General features: G+C 37.9%; 10 protein-coding genes. 2 read left to right on the top strand and 8 right to left on the bottom strand.

The window, feature by feature from the left end; translation table 11 throughout:
* Nucleotides 1-4: 4 nt before the first annotated feature.
* The 4 genes from JOC86_RS13700 to pruA all read right to left on the bottom strand — a co-directional run bounded on the left by JOC86_RS13700 (nucleotide 5) and on the right by pruA (nucleotide 5,915).
* Nucleotides 5-1,408 carry an aldehyde dehydrogenase gene (locus tag JOC86_RS13700; protein WP_205173419.1) on the bottom strand — a complete coding sequence of 468 codons (1,404 nt, stop codon included), beginning with the start codon at nucleotides 1,406-1,408 and terminating at the stop codon, nucleotides 5-7.
* Nucleotides 1,409-1,514: 106 nt separating this feature from the next.
* The gene (locus JOC86_RS13695) at nucleotides 1,515-2,759 is read right to left on the bottom strand and encodes a Glu/Leu/Phe/Val family dehydrogenase (RefSeq protein WP_205173418.1); all 1,245 of its coding nucleotides are present in this window, start codon (nucleotides 2,757-2,759) and stop codon (nucleotides 1,515-1,517) included.
* Between the two features lie 245 nt (nucleotides 2,760-3,004).
* A complete protein-coding gene (locus JOC86_RS13690) occupies nucleotides 3,005-4,198 on the bottom strand; it encodes an ornithine--oxo-acid transaminase (RefSeq protein ID WP_205173417.1) in 1,194 nt (397 codons plus the stop codon).
* Nucleotides 4,199-4,370: 172 nt separating this feature from the next.
* Nucleotides 4,371-5,915, bottom strand: a complete 1,545-nt coding sequence (gene pruA, locus JOC86_RS13685) for an L-glutamate gamma-semialdehyde dehydrogenase (RefSeq protein WP_205173416.1) — start codon at nucleotides 5,913-5,915, stop codon at nucleotides 4,371-4,373.
* Nucleotides 5,916-6,100: 185 nt separating this feature from the next.
* Between pruA and JOC86_RS13680 the strand changes: the two genes are divergently transcribed.
* Nucleotides 6,101-7,501, top strand: a complete 1,401-nt coding sequence (locus JOC86_RS13680; protein WP_239587555.1) for a sigma-54 interaction domain-containing protein — start codon at nucleotides 6,101-6,103, stop codon at nucleotides 7,499-7,501.
* Nucleotides 7,502-7,767: 266 nt separating this feature from the next.
* On the opposite strand, the gene nhaC is transcribed toward JOC86_RS13680, so the two are convergent.
* The 4 genes from nhaC to JOC86_RS13660 form a co-directional block, all read right to left on the bottom strand.
* On the bottom strand, nucleotides 7,768-9,189 hold the full coding sequence (gene nhaC / locus JOC86_RS13675; RefSeq protein WP_205173415.1) for a Na+/H+ antiporter NhaC: 1,422 nt from the start codon (nucleotides 9,187-9,189) through the stop codon (nucleotides 7,768-7,770).
* 267 nt (nucleotides 9,190-9,456) lie between these two features.
* Nucleotides 9,457-9,867 (bottom strand): S1 domain-containing post-transcriptional regulator GSP13, encoded by a 411-nt coding sequence (gene yugI / locus JOC86_RS13670; protein WP_205173413.1) that lies wholly within the window; start codon nucleotides 9,865-9,867, stop codon nucleotides 9,457-9,459.
* Between the two features lie 157 nt (nucleotides 9,868-10,024).
* On the bottom strand, nucleotides 10,025-11,305 hold the full coding sequence (locus JOC86_RS13665) for a hypothetical protein (protein WP_205173411.1): 1,281 nt from the start codon (nucleotides 11,303-11,305) through the stop codon (nucleotides 10,025-10,027).
* Entirely contained in the window at nucleotides 11,298-11,858 is a 561-nt protein-coding gene (locus JOC86_RS13660) for an RNA polymerase sigma factor (RefSeq protein WP_205173409.1), read from the bottom strand. Before JOC86_RS13660 ends, JOC86_RS13665 begins: the two co-directional genes overlap by 8 nt.
* 195 nt (nucleotides 11,859-12,053) lie before the next feature.
* On the opposite strand from JOC86_RS13660, the gene JOC86_RS13655 reads away from it, so the two are divergent.
* On the top strand, nucleotides 12,054-13,397 hold the full coding sequence (locus JOC86_RS13655; protein ID WP_205173407.1) for a sodium-dependent transporter: 1,344 nt from the start codon (nucleotides 12,054-12,056) through the stop codon (nucleotides 13,395-13,397).
* The last annotated feature ends 221 nt before the right edge of the window (nucleotides 13,398-13,618 follow it).

Here is a 13,618-nt window from a genome sequence, read left to right as displayed (position 1 = left end):
CCAACTACTTCATTAACTTCTTCATTATTTTCATCCCATTTTTAGCATTAGGATAGCGAAAATGGAAATCAAATTTATTCGTTTGCTTTAATACACTCTTATAATGGGAGAAGGTCGAAAAGCTGGACTTACCATGGTAACTCCCAATTCCACTTTCTCCTACTCCACCAAATGGAAGGTATGGTGTAGCGATGTGCATTAATGTGTCATTAACGCATCCGCCCCCAAAGGAGATCGTTGAGTTCACTTTTTCTTCAATGTCTTCGCTCGTTGTAAACACATAAAGGGCTAGTGGCTTCGGACGCTCTGTGACATAGTCAATCACTTCCTGAAGGTCTTCAAAATCAAGTAAAGGCAATATCGGACCAAAAATTTCTTCTTGCATGACAGGAACATTAGAACTTCTAGGTTCCATAATGGTTGGCTCTACTTTTAATTCCCGCTCATTTAAATTGCCTCCAAAGAGGATTTTTCCATCACCAAGATAGTTCTTCAAACATTCAAAATGTTTATGGTTTACGATCCGCCCGTAGGCTTCGTTACCAATTGGATCTTGACCATAAAATTCAGTTACAACCTTTTTAAATTCCTCCAAAAATAGACTCTTAACCTTTTTATGGATAAATAGATAGTCTGGAGCAATACAAGTTTGACCAGAGTTGATTAATTTCCCAAAGGCTATTCTCTTTGCAGCTAAAGAGATATTTGCTGATTCATCAACGATACAGGGGCTTTTCCCACCTAATTCTAACGTAATAGGAATCAGCTGTTTGGATGCCGCCTCCATAACAATCTTTCCTACAGGTACACTTCCTGTAAAGAAAATATAGTCAAAAGACTGTTTTAATAAATTCTGAGTTGTTTCAACCCCACCCTCCATAACATGTAAACACTGCGAATCGAATGAATCTTGAATCATCTGGGCTAATAATTGGGAGGTGTGTGGAGTTAATTCAGATGGTTTGATGATAGCCGTATTTCCAGCGGCAATAGCTCCTATTAACGGCGAAAGGGCTAGTTGAAAGGGGTAATTCCAAGGTGCAATGATTAAGGCCACCCCGTAAGGCTCGGCAATTTTATAACCTTTGGATCCTATATGCGTTTTCGCTGTTTTCACTTTTTCAGGCTTCATCCACTTTTCAAGGTGTTTAATTGTATAGCGTATTTCTTCTAGCAGGATTCCGACTTCTGTTGTATAAGCTTCCTGGTTGGACTTATTTAGGTCGCTTTTTAATGCAATCAAGATTTTCTCCTCATTCTCCCGAATGAGAGTAGCGAGTTTATTTAACATGGCAACTCTATATTCTAAAGGTCTCGTTGCCCCTGTTTTATAAAACATTTTTTGCTTGCGAACTTGTTCTTTGACTGTGGATAGTGACTGTACAGGCACTTTTTCACTCTCAGACATAGAATTTCCCCCTTTAAGAACGTTATGTATAAAAAAGACTTATTCCTGATGAATAGTATATCATCTGGAATAAGTCTTTATGAATAATTTATAACGTATTTACTAGTTAAACCCATCCTCTAAAACGAGACGCTTCAGCCATTTTTCTTGCCCCTACCATATAGGCAGCCAAACGCATATTTACTCGGCGATTTTCCGATGTTTCATATACATTATTAAAAGCTGAAACTAATTTTGCGTGAAGCTTTTCATTTACTTCTTCTTCAGACCAATAATAACCTTGGTTATTTTGAACCCACTCGAAATAAGATACGGTTACTCCACCAGCACTAGCTAACACATCTGGAACTAGCAGGATTCCACGTTCAGATAGAATTTTTGTAGCTTCAAATGTTGTCGGGCCATTTGCTGCTTCTACCACAATAGCCGCTTTAATATTGTGAGCATTCTCTGATGTAATTTGGTTTGAAATCGCTGCAGGAACTAGAATATCACATTCTAATTCAAGGAGCTCTTTGTTCGAAATCGTGTTTTCAAATAAAGTAGTAACAGTTCCAAAGCTATCTCGGCGATCTAATAGGTAGTCTATATCTAAGCCATTCTCGTCATACAGTGCACCGTGCGCATCTGAAATGGCAACGACTTTTGCTCCAGCATCATGCATGAATTTAGCAAGGAAACTACCAGCATTTCCAAATCCTTGGATAACAACACGAGCACCTTTAATATTAATATTTCTCTTCTTTGCCGCTTCTTCTATACAAATGGTAACACCTTGGGCTGTTGCTTTCTCACGACCTTGTGAACCACCAAGAACAATCGGTTTACCCGTGATGAATCCTGGAGAATCATTTTCACGTAAACGACTATATTCATCCATCATCCAAGCCATAATTTGGGAATTGGTATAAACATCTGGTGCAGGGATATCCTTAGTCGGTCCAACAATTTGACTGATGGCACGAACGTATCCGCGGCTTAGTTTCTCAAGCTCTGCAAAAGACATTGTTCGTGGATCACAAATGATACCGCCTTTTCCTCCTCCATATGGAAGATCAACGATTCCACATTTTAAACTCATCCACATTGATAAAGCCTTTACTTCTTCCTCATCTACTTCAGGATGGAAACGTACTCCACCTTTTGTGGGACCAACAGCATCATTATGTTGCGCACGGTAACCTGTAAATACCTGGATGCTTCCATCATCCATACGGACAGGAATTCTTACAGTTAGCATTCGAACCGGTTCTTTCAGTAGTTCATACATTTCTTCGGTATAACCAAGTTTTGCAAGTGCATCATTAATGACATGTTGAGTAGAAGTAAATAGGTTTAGGTTTTCTCCCATTTTTAAAATTCGCCTCTTTATTGTGTAATCTAAAACGTTGTTATTGTAACAATTTATCACTATAATGAAAACCACTTTTTAGCGATTTTTTATATTCTTCGTGCTTTTCTCTAGTATCTATCACAAAATAGAGATTCGAACGAAAAAATATACTTTCACTTCTGAGCTATCTAGCTACCAGTGTCGTCCTCAAGATTTTTAACTATACTACCAAATTTGTTCATTTCAAAATATGCTGCACTTCATTAAGAAAGAACTTTTTTAATTCGTTCAATCGCCCAGTCTAATTCTTCTTGGCTAATCACTAGTGGAGGCGCAAAACGGATGACCGTATCGTGCGTCTCTTTACAAAGTAATCCTTCAGCCTTTAACTCTTCACAATATTTGCGTGCAGGTTCTGTTAGCTCTACTCCGATAAACAAGCCTCTACCACGAACCTCTTTAATCATAGGATTGTTAATTTCACGTAATTTACTCATGAAATACTCTCCCATTTCTAGTGAGCGATTGACAAGGTTTTCATCAAAAATGACATCCAATGAAGCGACAGATACCGCACAAGCCATTGGGTTCCCGCCAAATGTAGATCCGTGAGATCCTGGATTGAATACGCCTAACACTTCTTTATTTGCTACGACACATGAAATTGGGAATACTCCGCCACCTAATGCTTTTCCTAAGATATACATATCTGGATCTACATCTTCCCATTCACAAGCAAACATTTTTCCAGATCGAGCTAGACCAGCTTGGATTTCATCAGCAATAAATAGAACGTTATTTTCTTTACATAGTTCATAAGCTGCTTTTAAGAATCCTTCTGGAGGGATAACAATTCCAGCTTCCCCTTGAATTGGTTCAATCAAAAATGCAGCAGTATTTGGAGTAATTTTTTCTTTTAATGCTTCAAGGTCACCATAAGGAATTAAACTGATCCCTGGCAGCATTGGTCCAAATCCACGTTTGTACTCTTCTTCTGAAGATAGGGATACTGCTGTCATCGTTCTACCATGGAAGTTTCCTTCACATGCGATGATTTCAGCTTGGTTCTCCTCTACACCTTTAACATCGTATGCCCAACGACGAGCAGTTTTAATAGCGGTTTCTACCGCTTCAGCACCTGTGTTCATTGGAAGCGCCATTTCTTTATTTGTAAGCTTACAAATCTTTTCGTACCAAGGACCTAATTGATCATTATGGAACGCACGAGAAGTTAATGTTACTTTATCCGCTTGATCTTTTAGTGCTTGAATAATTTTAGGATGTCTGTGCCCTTGGTTTACAGCAGAGTATGCGCTGAGCATATCCATGTATTTGTTTCCTTCAGGGTCCTTTACCCAGACTCCATCAGCTTCTGCGATAACAATTGGTAGCGGGTGATAGTTTTTCGCACCAAATCGTTCTGTTTGTTCAATAATCGAATCCGTTTTAACTGTCAACTAAATCTCCTCCATCTTCCATAGTGGTAAATATAAGGATGGAGGCTGTCCCAAAGGGGGTACGGACCACAATGTTCGTCTATATACAGAAGATTCCTTAGAGCTTCTTCTATATATTGAAGTTGTGGTTCCTGACACCTTATTTTTGGGACAGCCTCCTCCTTATCAATTATTAAAGCATTTCAGATGTTGTTTTTGCTTGCATGTGAAGCAATAGGTAATCTGGTCCGCCCGCTTTCGAGTCAGTACCTGACATGTTGAATCCGCCGAATGGTTGGTATCCAACAATCGCACCTGTACAACCACGGTTGAAGTAAAGGTTACCAACGTGGAAATCTTCACGTGCTTGCTCAATTTTCGCACGATTATTTGTGATAACAGCACCTGTTAAACCGTAATCTGTATTATTTGCAATTTCGAGAGCATGGTCGAAATCTTTTGCTTTTGAGAAAGCAACAACTGGTCCAAAGATTTCTTCCTTCATTAAACGCGCTTCTGGATCAACATCTGCAAAAATCGTTGGCTTAACGAAGAACCCTTTTGAACTATCTCCTTCTCCACCTGCCATTAATTTTCCTTCTGTTTGACCGATTTCAATGTAGCTCATGATTTTGTCAAATGCCGCCTGGTCAATAACAGGGCCCATGAATTTATCTCCATCAACCGTATCACCAACAGTAAGCTCTTTCGTTAATTCAACAGCACGAGCTAAGACTTGATCGTAAACATCCTCAACAATTACGGCACGAGAACATGCAGAACATTTTTGTCCAGAGAATCCAAATGCAGAGGCTACGATTGATTGTGCTGCCAGTTCAAGATCTCCTTCACTATCAACAACAATCGTATCCTTCCCACCCATTTCAGCGATTACGCGCTTAAGCCATTTTTGTCCTGGGTTTACTTTTGCCGCACGCTCATAAATACGAACGCCTACATCACGAGAACCTGTGAAAGAGATGAAGCGTGTTTTTGGATGGTCAACTAAGTAGTCGCCAACTTCCGCTCCGCTTCCTGGTACGTAGTTAATAACACCTTTTGGAAGACCTGCTTCTTCTAACACTTCAATAAATTTCGCTGCTACAACTGGTGTAGTTGAAGCTGGCTTTAATAGTACTGTATTACCAGAAACAATCGCAGCTACTGCTGTTCCTGCCATAATAGCAAACGCGAAGTTCCATGGAGAAATAACCACTCCGACACCTAGTGGAATGTAGTTGAACTGGTTATATTCACCAGGACGACTTTCCACAGGGAAGCCTTCTTTAATACGAAGCATTTGACGAGCATAGTATTCCATGAAATCAATCGCTTCAGCCGTATCTGCATCCGCTTCATTCCAAGGTTTACCCGCTTCTTTAACAAGAATAGCTGAGAATTCATGCTTACGACGACGAACAATTGCCGAAGCTCGGAATAAAATATCCGCACGTGTTTCAGGTTTTACTTTTCTCCAAGACTCAAACGTATTGTAAGCTTCTGTCATCGCCTTTTCAGCAAGCTCTTGGTTCGCTTTAGATACGCGACCAATTACTTCTTCCTTATTTGCAGGGTTAACAGATACAATTTTATCCTCTGTAGTAATACGTTCTCCACCAATTACTAATGGATAGTCTTGACCTAAATAGCTTTCTACAAGCTTTACGCCTTCTTTTAATGCTTTCTGATTTTCTTCTTTAGAAAAATCTGTAAATGGCTCATGTTTGTACGGAATCATGTGGATTTCCTCCTCTATATTAGTTTTAGTCTGATTTAAAAAAGTTTAAAATAGTAAGAATCTTATATGCAAAAAAAGTTTGCAATCAGAAAACCCTTACATATATAATAATGCAAAAGAACGTTGCGTTTTTCAAGTGTTTTTTTAAAAAAATTTTTCTATCTTCCTACCAAGGAGAGAGTAGTATGCAAATTAATCAAAACCACGAAAAGATATTGTTAATCTACGAAAAGACGATCAACGCCATTGATGCTGGTGTCCACGTCATCGATCAAGAAGGCAGAACCATCATCTATAATCAAAAAATGATGGAAATTGAAGGCATGGAGGTCGATGATGTTCTAGATAAAAACCTATTAGAGGTTTTTCAATTTGAAAAAGATGAGGAAAGTACTTTACTTAAGGTCCTCACGACAGGTGAATCTCGATTAAACGTGAAGCAGACCTACTTTAATATCAACGGCCATGAAATAACGACCATAAATGATACTTTTCCTATCATTATTGAAAACAACATCGTTGGAGCTATGGAGATAGCGAGAGATGTCACAAAACTTGAGAAGTTAATTAGAGAAAACAGATTTAAAAAAGAAGACACCCTTTATACTTTTGATAATATCATCGGAAATGATCCTGTTTTTCAAGAAGCAATTGAAACGAGTAAAAGAGCAACCCGGACAACCTCGTCTGTTCTGATCATTGGAGAAACAGGGACAGGAAAAGAATTATTTGCTCAAAGTATTCATAACGACAGTCCAAGATCATCCAAGCCTTTTGTTTCGCAGAATTGTGCGGCACTTCCTGACACATTGATTGAGGGAATATTATTCGGCACTAAAAAAGGGGCTTTTACCGGATCGATTGAAAGACCTGGACTTTTTGAACAGGCAGAGGGGGGCACATTATTACTAGATGAAATTAATTCCCTAGACCCCTCTCTTCAAGCCAAACTACTCAGGGTCATTCAAGAAAAAAAAGTCAGAAGAATTGGAGATACAATAGACCGCCCTATTGATGTACGGATCATTGCTACTATTAACGAAGACCCTATTGATGCTATTTCCGAGAACCGATTAAGAAAAGACCTCTATTATCGACTTAGTGTTGTTTCGATTTTCATCCCTCCATTAAAAGCGAGACAGGACGACATTCAAGAACTAACGGCCTTCTTTATAGAAAAATATAATAGCTTGTTTGGGATGAACATAAAGACATTAGATTCGCAAGTTAAGAAACTTTTTCTAGAGTATGATTGGCCTGGGAATGTACGAGAGCTAGAACACGTGATAGAAGGAGCATTTAACTTAATGGAATACGAGGAAGTTATTGAATATAACCACCTTCCGATCCAATTCAGACAGAAGTCACATCCAGAAATCGATGCGAATGTAGAAGACTTACTTTACCAAACGGAAAAAGAAATCAAGCCACTTGATGAATTTATGTATGAAGCCGAAACTTATTACATTCAAAAAGCCCTTATTCACCATCACTTTAATATTACAAAGACGGCAAAATCTCTCGGAATGAGCCGGCAAAATCTTCAATATAGGATCCGTAAGTACGGGATTGAAAAACCAGATTGAACAATAAGCAGACTCTAACATCATTGTTGGAGTCTGTTTTTATGAGGAATCGATTTATTGTTGAATTAAATGTTTTTTACATTGTGAAAATTGTTGTGTTTTGTCGAACGGTCAATAAATTGTCATCGACGGACAAATAACCGCAAAGAACGGATGAATTAATGACGCCTCTGGACAAATAAATAGCCGTAACGGACAAATTAATGAGTCTCACCCATTTTGGCAAAAAAATTAGGGACCGACATAATCTCAGCCCCTATCCTCCATTATGAAATTTTTTGCTGTTTAGTGGTATCTTTTTGACCACCTTTTAAATATTGAATCTTATAGCCTATAAACGCAAAGAAGATGGCTATGATCGGAACTGAGTAATTCAAAATTGCGTAAGGAGCATATTCAAATGGATGAACAGCTAGTGTTGACATGATAAAGACTGCACAGGTGTTCCATGGAACGAATGGTGAGGTAACGGTACCTCCATCCTCTAAGGCTCTCGACAGGTTTTTGCTGTGTAAATTTTTATCCTTATAGGCTTCAGGATACATTCTTCCTGGTAAAAGAATGGAGATATATTGTTCTGCGGCAGCAACGTTCGTAAAGAATGCCGAAACAATCGTCGTAACAATCAGACTTTTTGCCGTTCGAGCGAGCTTTAAAATCTGGTCTACGATCGCTTTCAGCATACCTGTTTGTTCCATGACACCACCGAAGGTCATTGCTACAATGGTTAGTGAAATCGTGTACATCATATCATCAATTCCACCACGATTAAATAATTCATCTACTAATGCATTTCCTGATTCAATTGAAAAGCCACCTTGAAGTGTATTCACTGCATCCCCTACATTGCCACCTTGGACAAAAATATGACAAATCCAGCCAAGGAACACTCCTACAGTCAATGCAGGAAGGGCTGGAACCTTTTTAGCGACCAACAGTATGACAGCTGCTGGGACTAATAAGAGCCAAGGTGAAATCACAAAGCTAGTTTCTAATACACCCATCACTTCACTAATCTTTTCACTATTAATACTAGATCCACTAAATCTTTTTCCCATAAACCAGTAAACAATAAGTGCAATAACTAACGCAGGAATTGTGGTGTAAAACATATGCTTAATATGCTCGAAGAGATCGGTATTCGTGATCCCAGAAGCTAAATTCGTCGTGTCTGACAATGGAGACATTTTATCCCCGAAATAAGACCCAGAAATAATCGCACCCGCAACCATAGGAGCAGGAATCCCCATGCTAATGCCAATCCCCATGCCTGCAACACCTATTGTTCCCATAGTAGACCACGAACTTCCGATAGCTAGTGTTACAATCGCACAAATAATACAAATACTTACGAGAAAAAGGGAAGGAGTAATGAGCTTTAAACCATAATAAATCATAGTTGCCACAATTCCTCCGCCAATCCAAGAGCCGATGGTTAAGCCAACCATCAATATAATTAAAATAGCTGGAAGGGCTAAACGGATTCCTTTGTAAGCACCTTCTTCAATCTCCTTCCACTGATAACCATATCTCCATGCAATCAGTGAAGCTACAATCGTCCCAACAATTAGCGGGATATGTGGACTTCCTTCAAAAACGACAATCGTTACTGCCATGATCACGATCATAACAAGCAAAGGAATAAGTGCGAGTGAAAATGGAACCTGTTTCTTTGACAATTCTTTCATCTGTTTTCCCCCTTGTTCATTTAGAAATATTGTTTGCAAGAAGTATGCCAACTCCAGAAAACGCTTACTTGACTTATTTTTCAGAAAAATAACCATAAAAATTTTTCGAGTGAGCGCTCAATCAGTTTGCATATAGAAAAAAATTTTTGCATCTTTAAGAATGAAAAAGATGACCGCACAAAGGAAATAGTACCTTGTAGACCATTTAGTAATTAACTGAATGGTGACAAGATACCGCGCCTTTATTGGTCATCTATTAGGAAAGCATTATTTTTTGATTAAATCTTCACGCTCAGATTGCTCGATCCACTCTTCTAGCTTGTCTTTTAGTGTATTGAATCCAGTTGGTGCTGCTTCTGTAGTAGCAGCTGGCTTAACACTACCTTGACGGCGGCGAGGCTTTTTGGCAGCTGGCTTTTCTTCTTGTACTGGTGCTTCTTGAGTAGCACGAATGGATAGGCTGATTTTTCCTGCTGCTTCATCAACAGATAAAACTTTAACTTGAACTTCATCTCCAACATTTAGATGTTCATTAACGTCTTTAACAAACCCGTGAGTAATTTCAGAAATGTGAACAAGTCCTTGTGTTTCTTCGTCTAGTGCAACGAACGCACCGTATGGTTGAATGCCTGTTACTTTACCTGTAACGACAGTTCCTGTTTCGAATTTTGTAGTCATGGAAACAACTCCTAGTATATATATTTTTTCTCTTTTTCACGCAATTAAAGATTATATCATAGATGATCACTTATCGCAAAAGTTGTCCTAATCCTAAAGTGAGTATTCATAGAGAAAATGAGCATTCCCATTATTTACTTGTCTGTTGGTCTGACAACTAGTTATGTGATAGTTCTTCAATGGTAGGGATTGGTGACATCTCCTTTTCCCAATCCTTTGGTTTAGTAAACTGATTCTCTTTTAAGTCATTGTACTCATTTTTAATATACTTGGATGTTGTCGTACCTTGATATGTTTGAATTAAATATTCAAACGCGTCTTTCACTTCTTTCTTGAGTATTCCATCTTTGTTAAAAATGGATTGATTTCCACCAATTACGGTTCCATGTACAAAGAATTGATATAAACGATCATATTCAACCATTATCAATCCCTTGAGATTGCTGTTGTTAGGTAATTGAGAAAGCACTTGCTCGTATTGAATCAATCTTTCACCAGCCTCTTTCCAAGAAATTTGCATTTCACCTGTTATGATGGCTGGTTTGGATCCTTTTAGTTTTAATACCTTTTTATATAGCTCTGGTAAAAAAGGATTTTCTCTAATGTAAATGCTGATTAATTCATAATCTAAATATCCATGAAATGAATCCGTATCCTCTAAATATTTTAATTCGACTCCATTAAAGGTTGCACCTTCTAGTAGGTTCATTAATTGCTTAGGCTGCTCTTTACTATCGTAAAAATAATAGGTTAGTGCCCTGATATCATCTTTACCATTTTGAACAGGTTTCTGCCAATCACTCTCTAGCTTTTGGATTTCCCCTTCATAAATCATGGTTAGGTCGTTGTGCTTTGTTAAAAACTTATTCATCCAATTGTCTGCTTCTTCTGGATTTATTTTGACCAATCCTCGAATCATTTGCTCCGGAGTTAAAAGGCTTCGTTCAATTTCTTCTTTAGCTGAATGAACCAGCTTGATCTGTTCACTCTCGGTGAGATCACGTTTAGGTGCACTCTCTGCATATCGGAGAACACTTTTAGCCGATTGATACATATAGGTCTCTTCAAATGCTTCCTTTGTTAACCCAACACTTTCTTTTGATTGTAACATTCTCATCTCGAATAGCTTTCTCGCTTCTTCTATTTCAGCTTGGACTTTTTCAGATGTAATGATTGATTCCTTTTTCTGATTTGCATTACTCCTTTCTTCACTTTTTCCTACTGAAAACTGGAAAGCTAAGACCGTGGAAATTAGAATTACCCCGATGAAACTTGCCGCATATGGCCAATGAATCCTTTTTCGTTTTTTAGTAGGCTTTTTCGGCTGTACTTCTTTTTCTATGGCTTTTAATACCTCAGAAGAATCTGTTTGAGGCGGAATTCGATGATAGCTTTTATTCAGTAAATCTAAGCGCTTTTCAAGCATTTTATCATCCATTTATCGTTCCCTCCTCACCCTCTGCTTTTATAAGTGCTTGTTTTAAAATCGCCTTTCCCCGAAGAAGCCTTGTTTTCACTGTTGATAGGTTAAGTGACAAGATTTCGGCAATCTCCTCGTACTTTTTTTCATGAAAATAGTGCAAGATAATAGGCAATTGATATTTTTCATCAAGATTATGAATGCAGTGATGAAGAATTCGGTCTTCTTCTTCACGAAAAATTTGTTCATCTGTTAGGGTACTTACTTGTGGGATCGGTTCATTTTGCAATTTTTGAAGCTTGCTTTTTAATTGATTTCTTTGTCTACCATAATCCCTTGAAACATTTAATGTAATTTTATAAAGCCAAGTGGTGAACCTAGAGTGTGAGAATTGGTGGAGAAAACGATAGACTCTTATAAATACTTCTTGAGAAATATCTGGGATGTCATCCATCGAATTCCCCATTTGGTATGCAAATCGTTCCACAACTGGTGAGTATTTTTGAATTAATTCCCCATAAGCAGTAAGATTCCCTTTCTGGGCCTGCTGAATTAAGAGCTGATCATCCAATGAGGAATTCCCCCTTTTCTGTGTTATATCTTTTTTTTATCTATGTAACGAGAGTTTTAATCAAATTGTTTCATATTATCAAGATAATTCCAATATTAATTATTTCTTGAAAATGATCTATTCATCTGTACACGTGTAACAAAACATAGTACCATTTATAAAATCGTCACATAAGTCAAGAAAAGGAGTTTATTAATGGCAAATAAAGATCAATGGACATCTAAGGTAGGATTTATACTGGCTGCAGCCGGTTCTGCAATCGGGTTAGGAGCAATATGGAAGTTCCCTTATATGGCGGGAACGAATGGTGGCGGAGTATTCTTTTTATTATTTATACTTTTTACTGTTCTCATTGCCACCCCCATTCTAATTGGTGAGTTTATCATTGGACGAAGAGGTCAAGCAGATGCCGTTCATTCTTATAAAAATTTGGCACCAGGTACTAAATGGCATTGGATAGGTTATTGGGGAACGATTGTATCGATTCTAATCCTTTCTTTTTATAGCGTTGTAGGAGGGTGGATCCTTTCCTACTTGTTGCGGAGTTTTACGGGGGTCCTCATCGGAAAAAGTCAAAGCGAATATGCTGACCTATTTGAAAGCATTATTTCGAATCCAGTTGAAGTATTACTCGCTCAATTCATATTCATACTCATGACAATTTTTGTAGTAAAAAGCGGTATTCAAAAAGGAATTGAAAAAGCGAGTCGTATCATGATGCCTGCTCTATTAATTCTTTTTATTGTTTTAGCTATCCGATCACTTTCCCTTGATGGGGCTATGGAAGGGGTAAAATTCTTACTTCAACCTGACTGGAGTTACTTAAATGGTAAAACCGCTTTACTAGCATTAGGACAAGCATTTTTTGCCTTAACTGTAGGTCTTTCCGTCATGGTAACCTACTCTTCCTATTTACCTAAAAATGAGGATATGCCGAAGTCCGCCTTTAGTGTGGCTGCATTAAATATTATCATTTCTTTATTAGCAGGATTGGTTATTTTCCCTTCTGTGTTTGCACTTGGTTTTGAGCCAGATGTAGGGCCTGGTCTTATTTTTGTTGTGATTCCTGCCGTATTTAATGAAATCGCCTTTGGAGGATTTTTTCTGATAGTTTTTTTAATCTTACTATTATTTGCGACGTTAACCTCGGCGTTTTCGATTTTAGAAATTTTTGTAGCCGTTCTATCAAAAGAAAAGCCAGAAAAGAGAAAAAAATATACATGGGCTTCTGGGGTGTTGGCTTTTGTAGTGGGAATTCCAAGTGCTCTTTCCTTTGGGGTCTTAACTGATTTCTTTATTATGGACATGGTTTTCTTTGATTTTGCCGATTACGTAACAAGCAATATCGGTTTACCATTAGGAGCTTTCTTAATTAGTATCTTTGTATCTTATCGTTTAAAAAAAGCAGATGTTTGGGATGAATTGAATTCAGGTTCAAATATATCTAGTTTCTTTTTCAAAATGTGGTACTTTCTAATACGATACATCGTTCCGGTTGCGATCATTTTGATCTTTTTAAACATGATGGAAATATTATAATTGTTAATGGCAGTTCTCACTTTAGGTGAGGCTGCCTTTTTTTGTGAGTATCTAGGGGTTTTTTGTTTCGAAATAAGTGGATATTGAAGTAGAAGTATGGAGAGTCGTATTAGATTGTTGTTTAGCGTGATAATTTAAATCGAAATACTGGATTTGTTTCTTATATTTCAACTTTTCCATTTCTAACCTCAATTCCAATATAATATCGACTTTTTGACAAA

It is taken from the genome of Rossellomorea pakistanensis (assembly GCF_016908495.1).
GTDB classification, from domain to species: domain Bacteria; phylum Bacillota; class Bacilli; order Bacillales; family Bacillaceae_B; genus Rossellomorea; species Rossellomorea pakistanensis.
This window is presented reverse-complemented; position numbering and strand designations above follow the sequence as displayed.